This window comes from Caballeronia jiangsuensis, from assembly GCF_046030135.1.
Classification (GTDB): Bacteria; Pseudomonadota; Gammaproteobacteria; order Burkholderiales; family Burkholderiaceae; genus Caballeronia; species Caballeronia jiangsuensis.
On sequence record NZ_JAQQDB010000001.1, the window covers coordinates 301,911 to 316,133 of the forward strand.

Annotated in this window: 15 protein-coding genes; 6 read left to right on the plus strand and 9 right to left on the minus strand. The window is 63.7% G+C overall.

Features of this window, described 5'->3' with window-relative positions; all coding sequences use genetic code 11:
• Positions 1-17: 17 nt before the first annotated feature.
• From PQR08_RS01340 to leuC, 6 genes are all read right to left on the minus strand, one after another.
• Positions 18-824: an ABC transporter permease gene (locus PQR08_RS01340; RefSeq protein WP_187603094.1), complete on the minus strand. Its 807-nt coding sequence runs from the start codon at positions 822-824 to the stop codon at positions 18-20.
• The gene (locus PQR08_RS01345; protein WP_035499971.1) at positions 805-1,659 is read right to left on the minus strand and encodes an ABC transporter ATP-binding protein; all 855 of its coding nucleotides are present in this window, start codon (positions 1,657-1,659) and stop codon (positions 805-807) included. The genes PQR08_RS01340 and PQR08_RS01345 overlap by 20 nt, the downstream gene beginning before the upstream one ends.
• A complete protein-coding gene (locus tag PQR08_RS01350) occupies positions 1,656-2,681 on the minus strand; it encodes an ABC transporter substrate-binding protein (protein WP_187603093.1) in 1,026 nt (341 codons plus the stop codon). The genes PQR08_RS01345 and PQR08_RS01350 overlap by 4 nt, the downstream gene beginning before the upstream one ends.
• Before the next feature lie 95 nt (positions 2,682-2,776).
• The gene (gene leuB, locus PQR08_RS01355) at positions 2,777-3,847 is read right to left on the minus strand and encodes a 3-isopropylmalate dehydrogenase (RefSeq protein ID WP_250486788.1); all 1,071 of its coding nucleotides are present in this window, start codon (positions 3,845-3,847) and stop codon (positions 2,777-2,779) included.
• 39 nt (positions 3,848-3,886) lie between these two features.
• Positions 3,887-4,483 (minus strand): 3-isopropylmalate dehydratase small subunit, encoded by a 597-nt coding sequence (gene leuD / locus PQR08_RS01360; RefSeq protein WP_250486787.1) that lies wholly within the window; start codon positions 4,481-4,483, stop codon positions 3,887-3,889.
• Between the two features lies 1 nt (position 4,484).
• The gene (gene leuC / locus PQR08_RS01365) at positions 4,485-5,915 is read right to left on the minus strand and encodes a 3-isopropylmalate dehydratase large subunit (RefSeq protein ID WP_250486786.1); all 1,431 of its coding nucleotides are present in this window, start codon (positions 5,913-5,915) and stop codon (positions 4,485-4,487) included.
• Positions 5,916-6,228: 313 nt separating this feature from the next.
• Between leuC and PQR08_RS01370 the strand changes: the two genes are divergently transcribed.
• Positions 6,229-6,774: a cysteine hydrolase family protein gene (locus PQR08_RS01370; RefSeq protein WP_187603089.1), complete on the plus strand. Its 546-nt coding sequence runs from the start codon at positions 6,229-6,231 to the stop codon at positions 6,772-6,774.
• 18 nt (positions 6,775-6,792) lie between these two features.
• Here PQR08_RS01370 and PQR08_RS01375 read toward each other — a convergent pair whose 3' ends face one another.
• Positions 6,793-7,335: a carbonic anhydrase gene (locus tag PQR08_RS01375; protein WP_250486785.1), complete on the minus strand. Its 543-nt coding sequence runs from the start codon at positions 7,333-7,335 to the stop codon at positions 6,793-6,795.
• An 86-nt stretch (positions 7,336-7,421) separates the two neighbouring features.
• Positions 7,422-8,408 (minus strand): nitrilase-related carbon-nitrogen hydrolase, encoded by a 987-nt coding sequence (locus tag PQR08_RS01380; protein ID WP_187603087.1) that lies wholly within the window; start codon positions 8,406-8,408, stop codon positions 7,422-7,424.
• Positions 8,409-8,570: 162 nt separating this feature from the next.
• Between PQR08_RS01380 and PQR08_RS01385 the strand changes: the two genes are divergently transcribed.
• Positions 8,571-9,527 carry a GlxA family transcriptional regulator gene (locus tag PQR08_RS01385; RefSeq protein ID WP_250486784.1) on the plus strand — a complete coding sequence of 319 codons (957 nt, stop codon included), beginning with the start codon at positions 8,571-8,573 and terminating at the stop codon, positions 9,525-9,527.
• A 12-nt stretch (positions 9,528-9,539) separates the two neighbouring features.
• On the opposite strand, the gene PQR08_RS01390 is transcribed toward PQR08_RS01385, so the two are convergent.
• Positions 9,540-10,184 carry a hypothetical protein gene (locus tag PQR08_RS01390; RefSeq protein WP_250486783.1) on the minus strand — a complete coding sequence of 215 codons (645 nt, stop codon included), beginning with the start codon at positions 10,182-10,184 and terminating at the stop codon, positions 9,540-9,542.
• A 244-nt stretch (positions 10,185-10,428) separates the two neighbouring features.
• Between PQR08_RS01390 and PQR08_RS01395 the strand changes: the two genes are divergently transcribed.
• From PQR08_RS01395 to PQR08_RS01410, 4 genes are all read left to right on the plus strand, one after another.
• Entirely contained in the window at positions 10,429-10,845 is a 417-nt protein-coding gene (locus PQR08_RS01395) for a ribbon-helix-helix domain-containing protein (RefSeq protein WP_035499960.1), read from the plus strand.
• Between the two features lie 31 nt (positions 10,846-10,876).
• Positions 10,877-11,965, plus strand: a complete 1,089-nt coding sequence (locus PQR08_RS01400; RefSeq protein ID WP_250486782.1) for an extracellular catalytic domain type 1 short-chain-length polyhydroxyalkanoate depolymerase — start codon at positions 10,877-10,879, stop codon at positions 11,963-11,965.
• A 146-nt stretch (positions 11,966-12,111) separates the two neighbouring features.
• Entirely contained in the window at positions 12,112-13,410 is a 1,299-nt protein-coding gene (locus tag PQR08_RS01405) for an MFS transporter (RefSeq protein ID WP_238214208.1), read from the plus strand.
• A 20-nt stretch (positions 13,411-13,430) separates the two neighbouring features.
• Positions 13,431-14,213 carry a substrate-binding domain-containing protein gene (locus PQR08_RS01410; protein ID WP_250486781.1) on the plus strand — a complete coding sequence of 261 codons (783 nt, stop codon included), beginning with the start codon at positions 13,431-13,433 and terminating at the stop codon, positions 14,211-14,213.
• The last annotated feature ends 10 nt before the right edge of the window (positions 14,214-14,223 follow it).

A 14,223-nucleotide genomic window follows, 5' to 3' on the forward strand; every position in this document is an offset into this window, starting at 1 on the left:
GATGGTTTCCTCGAAGTTCAGGCGCCCGCGGCTACGGTCTGGCCGGCGACGGGGCGCCAGCGCAGCAGATGGTCCTCGACCATCGACACCGCCGTATCGAGCAGAAGGGCGAACACGGTCAGCACCAGAATGCCCGCGATCACCGAGTTGATATCGAATACGCCTTCGGCCAGCAGAATCAGATATCCGACGCCCTTTTCCGATCCCAGGTACTCGCCGACGACGCTGCCCACGAAGGCGATGCCGATCGCGTTATGCAGGCTGGAAAAGACCCAGCTCGTCGCCGAAGGCAGATACACATGCCGCAATAGCTGGCGCGAATTGGCGCCCAGCATGCGGGTGTTGGACAACACCGTCGGGCTGACCTCGCGCACGCCCTGATAGACGTTGAAGAACACCACGAAGAACACCAGCGTGACGCCCAGCGCCACCTTCGACCATATGCCGAGGCCGAACCAGAGCGCGAAGATCGGCGCGAAGATCAGGCGCGGCATCGAATTCATGGCCTTGATGAACGGATCGAACACCACCGCGAGAAACGGGTTGAGCGCCAGCCACAGACCGAACGCCAGGCCGAACGCCGTCCCGATCGCGAACGCCAGCATGGTTTCGACCAGCGTCGTGTAGAGATGGCGAAACACCGAACCCGTCACGAACCAGTCGACGATGCGCAGCGCCACGCCGACCGGATCCCCGAAGAAAAACGGCGACAGCCATTTCTGACCGGTGCCGAGCCACCACAGGAACAGGACACCGAACAGGATGGCCAGCCGGGCGACCAGCACCGTGAATCGATTGTTGGGGTCAAACACGGTTGCGCGCATAGCTTTTCAGTACCTCGCCTCGAAGCACGTCCCAGATCTGGGTGTGCAGTTGCAGGAAACGCTGCGTCATGCGGATCTCCGACATTTCGCGCGGCCGCTCGAGATCGATCTCGAACTCGGCGATAGGCCGCGTACCGGGCCCCGCCGACAGCACGATGACGCGGTCCGACAACGAGATCGCCTCTTCCAGATCGTGAGTGACGAACATCACCGACTTGCGATCGTAGGACCACAGTTGCAGCAGCTCGTTTTCCATCAGATGCCGGGTCTGGATATCGAGCGCGCTGAATGGCTCGTCCATCAGGATGATGCGAGGGTTCAGCGCCAGCGCCTGCGCGAGACCCGCACGCTTGCGCATGCCTCCGGAGAGCTGGTGCGGGTATTTCTTGCCGTGCCCGTGCAGACCCACGCGCTTTAACCAGTCGTGTGCCACGCTCAGGGCCTCTTCGCGTGGCGTGCCGCGAAAGATCAAACCCATCGCGATGTTTTCTTCGGCCGTCTTCCACGGCATGAGCGCGTCGACCTGGAACAGATAGGCGGCCTGCCTGTTCAGGCCGTTCGTCAATTTCTCGCCGAACACGCTCAGGCTGCCGGAAGAAGGCCGGGTCAGTCCCGCCGCGACATTCAGCAGCGTGGACTTGCCGCAGCCCGTGGGCCCGACGATCGAGACGAACTCTCCATCGCCGATCGTCAGGTTCCCCCCAGCAATGGCGGTGTAGGTCTGCGCGTTCTTGCCATTGCCCGCGAAGGTGCATGTCACATTGTCGAAGCGCAGGGCTTCGCGCCGCGCGGCTTGTCCGCTATCGATCGGGATGCTGCAGGTCGCGGTGCTCATGGCTGGATCTCCGCGGCCTTCCTGACGAACCGGTTGTCATAGGTCGAGGCGAGGTCGATCTTGGCCGATGCCACGGTCGGATCGAACGCCGCCAGCACGTCGCGCACGGTCTGCGCGCCCTTGGCCGTGATCTCTCCGTTCTGCGCGATACAGCGGCGGCTGTTCGTGAAGGCCTCGGCATAGAGCGCCTTGTTGTCGCCCAGAAACTCGGGAGGCACGTTGTCCGCGACCTGCTCCGGCGTGGCCTTCGCGATCCACTTCTCGGCCCGCACGATCGCATTGGCGACGGCCTGCACCGTCTTCGGGTTCTTGTTGACGAAGTCCTGCGTCGCGAACAGGCTCGATTCGGGGTAGTCGGAGCCGAACACCTTGACGTTGCCGTCGGCGGTGCGCATGTTCTCCAGCGGCTTGAGGCTGCCGTCCTTGACGAGAATCGTGGCGCTCGGATCATTGACGATCAGCGCATCGATCTGTCCCGCCCGCACCGCCGCCACCGCTCCCGCCGCCTGCCCCACGCCGATGATCGACACGTCCGAAGACTGAAGTCCCGCCTTGTGCAGGATGTAGTTGACCGCCATGTGCGTGCTGGAACCCGGCGCGCTCACACCGATGCGCATGCCCTTCAGATCCTTCGGCGATTTGACCTCGGCCTGGCGTTTCTGGGAAACGCCGAAGATCCAGCCGGGACAGATGACCTGCGCCGCCACCACCACCAGATGCTGGCCCTTGGTCGCCATCGTGATCGTGTTCGAATAGGCGCCCGCCACCATGTCGGAGCTGCCGCCAAGAAGCGCCTCCAGCGTCTTCGAGCCGCCGGAGAAGGCGGCGATGGTCACATCGAGCCCTTCGTCCTTGAAGTAGCCGCGCGTCTTGGCGACGAGCATGGGCAGATAGGTGATGCCTGTCGAAGCCGCCGCGATGTGCAGGTCGGGCTTCTCGGGCACATCCTTGGCCACGGCCGTGGCGGAACCGAAGGCAAGCCCGAACGCTGCGCACAGCGCAATGCCAAGTTTCAGCTTCATGATCGTCTCCTCCCTTTCGCGGGATTTTCTGGTGCAACGAACTGCCTGGGATGACCGGGCCTCATGCCGAACCCGGTCCGCCTGATGCAATCCGACTAGGCCGCCTGCCTGTGAAGCGCCTCGACCACCGCATCGCCCATGTCGCGGGTGCCGACGCATTGCGTGCCGTCCTGGCGGATATCGGCGGTGCGGTAGCCTGCGGCCAGCACCGCGCGTACAGCCTGTTCGACGCGGCTCGCCGCATCGTCCATCTCGAAGCTCTCGCGCAGCATCATCGCGAGCGACAGGATGGCCGCGAGCGGATTGGCCACGTCCTTGCCGGCGATGTCCGGCGCCGAACCGTGCACCGGCTCGTACAGCCCCTTGCGCTCGTAACCCAGCGAAGCCGAAGGCAGCATGCCGATCGAACCGGTCAGCATCGCGGCGGCGTCCGAGAGAATATCGCCGAACAGGTTGCCCGTGACGATCACGTCGAACTGTTTGGGCCGGCGCATCAGCATCATCGCGGCGGCGTCCACGAAGAGATGGCTCAGCTCGACGTCCGGGTAATCCTGCCCGACACGCGTGACAACCTCGCGCCACAACTGGCTCGCCTCCAGCACGTTCGCCTTGTCCACCGAGCACAGCTTGTGATGACGACGGCGCGCCGCCCGGAACGCGGCATGCGCGACCCGCTCGACCTCGGATTCGGAATAACGCATCGTGTTGAAACCGACCCGCTCGCCCGCCTGATTGATCTCGAAGCCGCGCGGCTGGCCGAAATAGGCGTCGCCGTTCAACTCGCGCACGATCACGATGTCCAGCCCGTCGACCACTTCGGGCCGCAAGGTCGAAGCGCCGATGAGTTCCGGGAACATGTAGGCCGGGCGGAAGTTGGCGTAAAGGGTCAACGCTTCGCGCAATTGCAGCAAGCCGGTACCGGGACGGCGTTTGCGCTCGATCGCGGCTTCATCGGCCACGCCAACCGCGCCGAACAGGATGGCGTCGGCCTTGCGCGCCATCGCGAGCGTGGGCTCGGGCAGCGGCACGCCATGCGCCTGAATGCCCGCCTCGCCGATGGGCGCCTCCTGAGTCTCGGCCTGAGGCGCCACGACCCGCAGCACCTTGAGCGCCTGCGCCACCACTTCGGGACCGATACCATCACCGGGCATGACTGCAATCTTCATCTGTACTTCTCCTTGGTCGATTTCAGGAAGCGCGCGCCTTCAAAAGTCTCCGGCACGATTGCGCTCGAAAGCATCGATGCGGTCCCGATGCGAAAGCGTGTAGTCGATCTCGTCCATCCCGCGCAGCAGACACTCCTTTGCGAAGGGCTCCATGTCGAAGGCATGGGACGAACCGTCGGGCAAGGTCGCGGTCTGCGCGGGCAGATCGATGGCGATGCGGCTGCCGGGACTGGCCGACAGCGCCTCCAAGAGCGGCAGGACCACGGCCTCCGGCAACACGATGGGCAGCAGTCCGTTCTTCAGGCAGTTGATGAAAAAGATATCGCCGAAGCTCGGGGCGATCGCCGCGCGAAAACCGTAGTCGTAGAGCGCCCACACCGCGTGTTCGCGCGACGAGCCGCAACCGAAGTTATGGTTGGCGACGACGATGCGCGACTCGCGAAAAGGCGTCCTGTTGAGCACGAAGTCCGGCTGTTCCGCGCCGTCCGGGCCGAAGCGCAGCGCGCGAAACAGGAACTGGCCGAAATCGTCGGAGCGGGGTTTTTGCAGGTAGCGCGCGGGCAGGATCTGATCGGTATCGCAGTTGATGGCGACGATCGGCGCCGCCACTGCGTCGAGGTGCGTGAGGCTTTCCATGTCAGGCTCCCAGGAGGCGGCGCACATCGGTCAGGCGGCCGGTCACCGCAGCGGCCGCCGCCATCGCCGGGCTCATCAGATGCGTGCGCACGCCGGGCCCCTGACGGCCCACGAAATTGCGGTTCGACGTGGACGCGCAGCGCTGCCCGGGCGCGGCGATATCGCCGTTGGTCGCGAGGCACATCGAACAGCCGGGGAAACGCCACTGAAAGCCCGCGTCCTTGAACACGCGGTCGAGCCCTTCGGCCTCTGCCTGCGTGCGCACCTCGTGCGAGCCCGGCACCACCCACGCCTCGACGCCGGGCGCGATGTGGCGGCCACGCGCGACCGCCGCCGCGCTGCGCATGTCCTCGATGCGCCCGTTGGTGCACGAGCCGATGAACACCCTGTCGATCGCCACGCCTTCCAGCGCTTCGTCCGGGGCCAGTCCCATGTAGTCGAGCGCCCGCGACATCGCGGCGCGCAGATCGGGATCGGGCTGCATCGCGGGATCGGGCACGCGGCGGTCGATGGCGCAGGCATATTCGGGCGTCGTGCCCCAGGTCACCATCGGGGCGATGCCGGCCACGTCGATGTGCACTTCGCGATCGAACGTCGCGCCGGGGTCGGTGAACAAGGTGCGCCAGTGCGCCATTGCCCGGTTCCATTCGTCGCCCGAAGGCGCGTAGGGACGCCCGTCGAGATAGGCGAACGTGGTTTCGTCCGGCGCGATCATGCCCGCGCGACCGCCAGCCTCGATGGTCATGTTGCACAGCGTGAGCCGCCCTTCCATCGACAAGCCCGCGATCGCGGAGCCGGCATATTCGATCACGTGTCCCACCGCCCCGGCCACGCCGATCCGCGCGATCACGGCGAGGATCAGGTCTTTCGCGGTGACGCCCGCACCCGGCTCGCCGTCGAGGGTGACGCGCATGTTTCGCGACTTGCGCTGCCACAGGCATTGCGTGGCGAGCACGTGGGCCACTTCCGTCGCACCGATGCCGAATGCCAGCGCGCCCATTGCTCCGTGCGTCGACGTGTGGCTATCGGCGCAGACGACGGTCATGCCCGGCAGGCTCAGCCCCTGCTCGGGTCCGACGACATGCACGATGCCGCGTCGCGGGTCGTTCATGTCGAACAGGGTGATACGCGACTCGGCCGTGTCGCGTTGCAGCGCTTCGATCATGGCGCGCCGTTCGGGATCGGCGACTGCCGCGATGTCGTTTGCCGTGCTGGAAACGTAGTGGTCCGCCGTGCCGAAGATGCGCTCGGGCGAGCGAGGTTTGAGCCCGCGCTGGCGCATCAGGTCGAACGACTGCGCGGTGACGTCGTGGATGAAATGCCGGTCGATGAATAGCAGATCCTGTCCATCGTCGCGGGACATCACGCGGTGACTGTCCCAGATCTTGTCGTAAAGCGTCCGCGGACCATCGCTTTTCTGGTCGAGTTGCATTGCTTCGTCTCGCTCCATCGATCTGCCGGCTGCGGCAAGCGCGGGTATGCGCTATCGCAATCGGTTGTGGTTTGCGAGCATCATGGACCAGGCGAGCGCGGTTGTTCGTGGTCTTTTGGAAAGGCACCATCGCCGATCGCGATGACCATGCATCGCGCCGCGCATGCGCTGTCGCCTTCACATTATTCTCGAAGCGAGAATTGTGGTTTGCGCTATCGGGCCATTCCCCTATCCCGTCGGATTGGTCATGATCCTTCTATCGCATCGCAGCATGCGGTGCACGACATCAATCCCCATACGCGGAGAAGGAAGCATGACAAAGCAGGCGCTTATCGCGGTCGATATTCAGAACGACTACTTTCCGGGAGGCAAGTGGATTCTCAACGGAGTCGATGCTGCCGCGGACAATGCAGCCGCCGTGCTCGCGCAGGCGCGAAAGAACGGCGACCTCGTCGTTCATATTCGACATGAGACTCTGGCGAAGGACGCGCCGTTCTTCGTGCCGGATACCGAAGGCGCGCAGCTTCATCCGAAGGCGGCGAGTCTTCCGGGCGAGCGAGTGATCCTGAAACACCACATGAATCCGTTTCGCGAGACCGACCTTCAGCACGTGTTGAAGGCGAATGGTATCGAAACCGTTGTCGTCGTCGGGAACATGAGCCACATGTGCATCGACGCGGTCACGCGTCATTCGGTGGACCTCGGCTACGCGACCACCGTGATCCACGATGCCTGCGCGACGCACGATCTCGAATTCGATGGCGTGCATGTCCCGGCAGCGCACGTGCATGCGGCCTTCATGGCGGCGCTGCGTTTCGGGTATGCGAAATTGATGTCGGCGAAAGAGTTCACGCGCTGACCGATCCGGCGTGGCACTTCAGGCTGCGGGCGCACGCAAGGGCGCGGCAGGAACGACCGTCTCGATACGGCCGGTCTTGACGTCGTAGACGAGCCCCGACACGATCAGGCTGTCCGGCAAGTCCTTGTTCGCCCTGAGTGCTGCAACGTCGAGCGCGACTGCTTCGTAGGGCTTAGTAATGGCAAGCTCGTCGAGCGCGTCCGTTTCGACGCCGAGATGCTTCGCCAGCAAGGCCGGCGCATGCCTGTGACAACCGATGATCCCGCAGTCCGTATGCTGGAGCAGAACCAGATTGCGGGCGCCGTCCGGACGTCCGGCCGCTTTCGCGACGACGGCCAGCACCGCCAGCGTTTCGAGCAGCGGCTTGTTGACCCGGCCGCCGACATTGCGAATCACTGCCGCTTCGCCTTGCTTCAAACCCAGCACGTGCACCGGATCGACGCGAGGATCGACGCAGCCGACGATCACGGTTCCGGTCGACGGCATCATCTTGAGTTCGGCCGAGAAAGCCGTATCAGCGAATTCGGCATTGCGCTCGAGCATGACATCGTTGAAGTCCATTCTGCTCACTCCACGTTGTTCGGGCGAAGCCGCCCGATTGATTTCGTTTCGGCCATCGATACGCGCTCGCAGGAGCGCATGGCGCGTCAGGCGGAAACTTCCAGGTCCACGGGCGACGCCTCTGCCGGCGCGTGCAATGAACGTTCGATGACGTGCGTCTTCGGCGCCCGGTCGATCACGAGTCCGAGCACGTCGGGGCGGCTGTAATGGCCGCGCGAATCCATCATGCGTTTGCGCTTGTCGATCTGCCAGAAATCCAGATCCGCGATGATCTCGCCCTCTCCTTCACGCAGCGGCGCGCCGCCCATGAACTCGCCGTCCGGCGACACGATCGCGGTGAAACAGCCGCTCGATATCGGGCCGATCTGCGACGTGTTCGTATCGAGCAGAATCTGCTGTTGCTGTTCGGGCGTCAGCCACGCCGTCGCGTTGACCACGAACGCGCCTGCTTCGAGCGCGTGCTGACGAATGTTGACGGAGATCTGCTCCGAGAACAGATCGCCGGCGAATGAGCCGGGATACATGGCCGAATGGATTTCCTCGCCGTCCGCCATCAGCGCGTAACGCGCGAGCGGATTGTAGTGTTCCCAGCAGGCGAGCTGGCCTACGCGGCCGACGGCGGTATCGACCGCGCGCAAGCCCGAGCCGTCGCCCATCCCCCAGACCATGCGCTCGTGATAAGTCGGCGAGAGTTTGCGACGTCGCTGCACCAGCGTGCCATCGGCATCGAACAGCAACTGCGTGTTGTAGAGCGTGCGCCCGTCGCGCTCGTTGACGCCGATCGACACCACCATCCCCGCCTGTCGCGCTGCTTCGCCGATCGCGCGGGTCGTCTCAGACGGGACCGTCACGGCCTGATCGAGCAGCTTGTAATGCTCGGCGCCCATGGCGAAAGGAGATTCGATGAACGAGAAATACGGGTAGTAGGGAACGACGGTTTCGGGGAAGGTCGCGAACTGGACGCCCTGCCGGCCGAGTTCCAGAATTTTCTGGACGACCTTGGCGACGGTGCCTTCGCGGCTATAGAGGACGGGGGCGATCTGCACGGCTGCGGCCCGGATGATTTTCGACATGACGTCGTTCCTTGGCGGTTGAAGAAGTGCCTATACCTTAGCGCCGCGAGCCATTAGCATGTATGTCGTTGTTGCCACCATTCGTGCCATCCGTCGCGTGGGCGCGAGTCGCGATCGGGCTCGCTGGCAACCGCGTCCGGATCACGAAAGGCAGGAGTGGATATGCATCGGATCGGCTTCATCGTGCCGCAAAGATTTCAGCTGATGAGTCTCGCCGCGCTCACCACGTTCGAGCTTGCGAACATGCCGCCGCGAGGCCCGTGCTATGACATTCGCCTGCTGTCCGAACACGGCGGACCCGTCGTATCGTCCGGCGGAATGACGCTGCAAACCACGGCATTCGAAGAGACGGCATTCGATACGGTCATCGTGGGCTCGATCACCGAGATGCGGATTCCGCCATTCGATCCGGCTGTGATCGCGTTCGTGAAAGAGGCCGCGAAAGCGTCGAGACGCGTGGCCTCCATCTGTAGCGGCGCATTCGTGCTTGCGGAGGCGGGACTTCTGAACGGCCGGCGCGCGACGATGCACTGGGCGCATGCGTCGGAGTTCAGGGCACGTTTCCCCGATGTCGTCACGGAAGAGGACCGCATCTTCATCAACGACGGTCCGATATGGACCTCCGCGGGCATGACAGCCGGTATCGACCTTGCGCTGGCCCTGCTCGATAACGACCTCGGTCCCGATGCCGCGAAGCTGGTCGCGAGGCTCCTCGTCATGAATCAGCGCCGGCTGGGCGGGCAGATGCAACACTCGGCTTTGCTCGACATGACGCCGAAGTCGGATCGAATCGAACTGGTCCTGGCGCACATACGGCGCAACCTGCGCAATCCGCTCACCATCGACGAACTCGCGGATGTGGCCAACCTCAGCCCCCGGCAGTTCAGCCGCGCGTTTCTGGCCGAAACCGGTCAATCGCCGGCGAAGGCGGTCGAACAGCTTCGGCTGGAAGCGGCAAGATTCATGATCGAGCAAGGCCGGCATACGATCAACGTCGTTGCTCAGGAGACGGGCTTTGCGGACAGGGAGCGCATGCGTCGCGCGTTCGTTCGAACTTACGGTGTGCCCGCCGATGTGCTGCGCAGAAACGCGCGACGCGAAATAGTCGCGGACGCCTGAATCCGGACGCGCTCAGCCTCGAAGATTTTCCTCGCAATCGTCCCAGTATCGAAGCGGGTCATGATGGTCCGGATAGCGTTGGTCGAGCCACGCTTCAAGTCTGGGCCAATCCGGATGATTGACACCCGTGCGCGCCGACCAGGTCGAAGAGCGCTCGAGAATCCGGCCGTTCCCGCGATCGCGAATCAGCACGCTGCCGAGTCCGTTCGAGCTGTTTGCCTGCGATTCGATGAGATAGCGCGGCAGGATTCTGAGCTCGGCGTCCTTGGCCCAGCCGAATACGCCGCGGACCACGCCGGACGGATCCCGCAACTCGATGGGGCCGCTTTTCGGGCGAACAGCGGTCCATCCGTCGGGAAAATCGGCGACGACCTCGTCTTTGGTCTCCCTCACCCACTTCACGCGCCACGCTCGCGTGACCGCTTCGCGCAGGCGAGCCACCGACGCGTAGCCCGCAGGCAACTCGATGGCGATCGGGAGCGTAATCAGGCTGTCCTTCCAGAGGGCGGATTCGTCCTCGACGCGTTTGACGACGTCGGACGCCGCCGGTCCGAAAGGATTCTCGGGCCGGCTCGACACTTTCGCATTCGACGGGGGCAGCCCCTCGAAAAGGCGCTCGGCATCCTGACGCGTCAGTTTCGTCTTTCCCTTATTCATGGTCGTTTGGTGGCAAGGTTGGATCTGCTCGAACGTGCACGCGTCTCTTTGCTGTAAAGCGGTCTGTTCGAGCGATGGATGATGGCGCGCGTTTATCAATCATCTCACGATCCCCCTCGGACCGAACACCTGCGCGCGGCTTGTTCCGCCGGTGACGAGCCAAATCGAAATCTTTCGTTGCCTCTTCCTTGAAATCAGCCTATAACCATCCATATGGATGGTATCCGGAAGGCAAGAGGACTATATGGCAAAAGAACCGGTCGATCGCTCCCGAGGCAGCGATACCGAAAAAATCACGATCAATCTCGGCCCGATCGACCTGGGCCAGATCGATTTGCTCGTGGAGGAAGGCTTTTACTCGAACCGGACCGATCTCATCCGGACGGCAATCCGCAACCAGTTGTCCATTCACGCGCCGGTGGTCAAGGACACCGTGACGCGACGCGAACTGGTGCTGGGCCTCCAGTACTTTTCCAAGCAGGACCTCGAAGCGGCGCGCGCCGCCAATCAGCGGCTCAAGATCCAGGTGCTGGGTCTTGCCAGCATCGCCAGCGACGTATCGCCCGAACTCGCGCTGGCAACGATCGACTCGATCCTGGTTCGCGGCGCGCTGCACGCATCACCGGCAGTCAAGGCTGCGCTGGCGGATCGCATCCGATAGCGGCCTCACCCAATACTCGGCAATGGAAAACATGAAACTCAACGAAGGCTTTCTCGACTCGATGAAAGAGGCGTTTGCGCTCTTTCGCAAGAATGATCCCGCCGCGGCGGCTGAAATCGTGAAGCGCGCCATGCACGGCGAGCAGACGAACGTGGCACGCACGCACAACGACGCCGATATCGGTATCGACATCGACAAGGCGCGAACGCGCTTCACCGATGTCTTTCGCGCCCGGCGCCCCTCGCAGCCCGCTCGAACAGACGCCGACGTGCAGGATCGCGGGCACTTCAGCACCCGACACTATGCGAACGGCGCGGGTCAACGCAGCTACAAGCTTTACGTACCGAGCAGCTATCGCGACGAGCCGCTGCCGCTCGTCGTCATGTTGCACGGATGCACGCAGGACGCCGACGATTTCGCAGCAGGCACGCAGATGAACGCACTCGCCGAAACTCACGGCTTCATGGTCGCGTATCCGATTCAACCGCAAGGCGCGAATCCGTCCAGGTGCTGGAACTGGTTCAAGCCGTCGGATCAGCAACGCGATCAGGGCGAGCCTTCGCTGATAGCGGGCATCACGCGCGAGATCATGACGCAACACAACGTGGACCCGAAGCGTGTGTATGTGGCGGGCCTGTCGGCCGGTGGCGCGATGGCGGCAGTCATGGCGCAGCGCTACCCGGATCTGTACGCGGCGGCGGGCGTCCACTCGGGCCTGCCTGTCGGATGCGCACACGATCTGCCGTCCGCGCTCGCGGCCATGCGCGGCGGCAAGGCCAAGCCGAAGGCCGCAACATCGACATCCCGATGCCCGCTGATCGTCTTTCACGGCGATGCCGACGCGACAGTGCATCCCGTCAACGCGACCGAACTGTTGCGCGGATTCACGCCGAGCGAAGCCGAAGCGGGACATCGCTCATCCACCGACACCGGCGCACGCAAGCACGCAGTCCAGCGCATGAAATCGCCTGAAGGCACGCCCGCGGAATTGTGGACCATTCACGGCGCGCCTCATGCGTGGTCGGGCGGTTCCTCGAACGGCAGTTATACGGACCCCACCGGACCGAATGCCAGCGCGGAGATGGTGCGCTTCTTCCTTGCGCATCCTCGCGGTCACTGAGGCACGAGCGCCGGATCGGCATTGATAACTGGCGCACATCAATCGTTCCAAAAATAGCACTTATCGTGTCGCGAGGTTCGGGCGAGTATTCGGCAAACAATAAATCGCCCGAACACCGCAAGCCAAGAATATCTGGAGACACTTCGATGCACCCTTCCCCTACGCCCCTCGCTTCCACTCAATCGAAGGCATCCGCCGTGCTGCGCGTGACAGCAGGCAACTTCCTCGAACAATTCGACTTCTTCCTGTTCGGCTTCTACGCCACGCAGATAGCCTCCGTCTTTTTCCCGGCGGGAAGCGAGTTCGCCTCGCTGATGATGACCTTCGCGGTATTCGGCGCCGGCTTCCTGATGCGGCCGCTGGGCGCGATCATCCTCGGCGCGTATATCGACGAGGTCGGCCGGCGCAAGGGCCTGATCGTCACCCTGTCGATCATGGCGGCCGGCACCATCCTGATCGCGATCGTCCCCGGTTATGCGTCGATCGGACTCTTTGCGCCGGCGCTGGTTCTGATCGGCCGCCTGCTGCAGGGCTTCTCGGCGGGCGCGGAACTGGGCGGCGTATCGGTCTACCTTGCCGAGATGGCGACGCCCGGACGCAAGGGCTTCTTCACGAGCTGGCAATCCGCCAGCCAGCAAGTGGCGATCGTGGTCGCGGCGGCGCTCGGTTTCGCGCTCAACCAATGGCTCGACACGGCGACGATCGCCGCGTGGGGATGGCGCGTGCCGTTCTTCGTCGGCTGCATGATCGTGCCGTTCATTTTCATTCTGCGGCGCAATCTCGAGGAAACGCGAGAATTCAAGCAGCGCCAGCATCGTCCGGGCATGAAGGAAGTCTTCGCCACGCTCGTGCAAAACTGGACTGTCGTGATCGCCGGCGTCCTGATGGTCGCGATGACCACCACGAGCTTCTATCTGATCACGGTGTACGCCCCGACCTTCGGCAAGACGGTCCTGCATCTGAGCACCGCCGACAGCCTGCTCGTCACGCTGTGCGTGGGTATCTCCAACTTCATCTGGCTGCCGATCGGCGGTGCGCTGTCGGACCGGATCGGTCGCCGCCCGCTCCTTCTCGCGATGACGATTCTGGCGATCGCGACCGCCTATCCCGCGCTGTCGCTGCTTGCCCACGCGCCGAGCTTCGTCAACATGCTGCTCGTGCTGTTGTGGCTCTCGTTCATGTACGGCATGTACAACGGCGCGATGGTCGTCGCGCTCACCGAAGTGATGCCGGTCGAAGTGCGGGTCGCCGGATTCTCGCTCGCCTACAGCCTCGCGACGGCGGTCTTCGGCGGATTCACGCCTGTCATCTCGACCGCGCTGATTCACATGACCGGCGACAAGGCCGCGCCCGGCTACTGGATGAGCTTCGCGGCCGTGTGCGGGCTCGCTGCGACGCTGATGCTGTTTCGGCGCCGTCCTGTGGCGTTGCAAGTGGCGTCCTGACATATCGGATGCGTTCGAACATGAAATCCATCCTGCTGAAATGCTGCACCGCCGCGCTGCTCGGCTGCGCCGTCGCGGCGGCAAACGTACAGGCCGCCGATCTGCATGTGATGAGCTCCGGCGGGTTCACCGCAGCGTACAAATTGCTCGGCCCGAAGTTCGCGGCATCGACGGGCAATACGCTCGACACCGCGCTCGGCCCGTCGATGGGCAAGTCGCCGGAAGCCATTCCGAACCGTCTTCAGCGCGGTGAGCCTGCCGATGTCGTGATCATGGTCGGCTACGCGCTCGACGACCTGATCAAGCAAGGCAAGGTGATGCCCGATTCACGCGTCGAACTCGCGGATTCGCGCATCGGCATGGTGGTGCGCGACGGAGCGCCCAAGGCCGATATCGGGTCCGAGGCGGCGCTCAGGGAGACGTTGCTGCATGCCCGGTCGATCGCTTACTCGGACAGCGCGAGCGGCCTCTATATCGAGCGCGAGTTGTTCAGGCGGCTCGGCATCGAGGACCAGGTGAAGGCCAAGGCGAAAATGATTCCGAAGATCCCGGTGGCGTCGGTGGTTGCGACCGGCGACTGCGAAGTGGGCTTTCAGCAGGTGAGCGAACTGCTGCCGGTGAAGGGCGCGGCGTACGTCGGCAAGATTCCGGAGTCGGTGCAATCCGTCACGCGTTTTGCGGCGGGCATACCGGTCGGCGCACAGCATCCGAAGGAGGCGAAAGCGCTGCTCGACTATCTCGCGTCGCCCGCCGTTCAGCCCGAGGTGACATCGACCGGGCTCGATTCCGTCGCCACGCATTGAGGCGACGGCA

What these genes read in the sequence shown, in the direction of transcription:
- PQR08_RS01340 (WP_187603094.1), bottom strand. Translation starts at nt 824, where the DNA reads ATGCGCGCAACCGTGTTTGACCCCAACAATCGATTCACGGTGCTGGTC.
- PQR08_RS01345 (WP_035499971.1), bottom strand. Translation starts at nt 1,659, where the DNA reads ATGAGCACCGCGACCTGCAGCATCCCGATCGATAGCGGACAAGCCGCG.
- PQR08_RS01350 (WP_187603093.1), bottom strand. Translation starts at nt 2,681, where the DNA reads ATGAAGCTGAAACTTGGCATTGCGCTGTGCGCAGCGTTCGGGCTTGCC.
- leuB (WP_250486788.1), bottom strand. Translation starts at nt 3,847, where the DNA reads ATGAAGATTGCAGTCATGCCCGGTGATGGTATCGGTCCCGAAGTGGTG.
- leuD (WP_250486787.1), bottom strand. Translation starts at nt 4,483, where the DNA reads ATGGAAAGCCTCACGCACCTCGACGCAGTGGCGGCGCCGATCGTCGCC.
- leuC (WP_250486786.1), bottom strand. Translation starts at nt 5,915, where the DNA reads ATGCAACTCGACCAGAAAAGCGATGGTCCGCGGACGCTTTACGACAAG.
- PQR08_RS01370 (WP_187603089.1), top strand. Translation starts at nt 6,229, where the DNA reads ATGACAAAGCAGGCGCTTATCGCGGTCGATATTCAGAACGACTACTTT.
- PQR08_RS01375 (WP_250486785.1), bottom strand. Translation starts at nt 7,335, where the DNA reads ATGGACTTCAACGATGTCATGCTCGAGCGCAATGCCGAATTCGCTGAT.
- PQR08_RS01380 (WP_187603087.1), bottom strand. Translation starts at nt 8,408, where the DNA reads ATGTCGAAAATCATCCGGGCCGCAGCCGTGCAGATCGCCCCCGTCCTC.
- PQR08_RS01385 (WP_250486784.1), top strand. Translation starts at nt 8,571, where the DNA reads ATGCATCGGATCGGCTTCATCGTGCCGCAAAGATTTCAGCTGATGAGT.
- PQR08_RS01390 (WP_250486783.1), bottom strand. Translation starts at nt 10,184, where the DNA reads ATGAATAAGGGAAAGACGAAACTGACGCGTCAGGATGCCGAGCGCCTT.
- PQR08_RS01395 (WP_035499960.1), top strand. Translation starts at nt 10,429, where the DNA reads ATGGCAAAAGAACCGGTCGATCGCTCCCGAGGCAGCGATACCGAAAAA.
- PQR08_RS01400 (WP_250486782.1), top strand. Translation starts at nt 10,877, where the DNA reads ATGAAACTCAACGAAGGCTTTCTCGACTCGATGAAAGAGGCGTTTGCG.
- PQR08_RS01405 (WP_238214208.1), top strand. Translation starts at nt 12,112, where the DNA reads ATGCACCCTTCCCCTACGCCCCTCGCTTCCACTCAATCGAAGGCATCC.
- PQR08_RS01410 (WP_250486781.1), top strand. Translation starts at nt 13,431, where the DNA reads ATGAAATCCATCCTGCTGAAATGCTGCACCGCCGCGCTGCTCGGCTGC.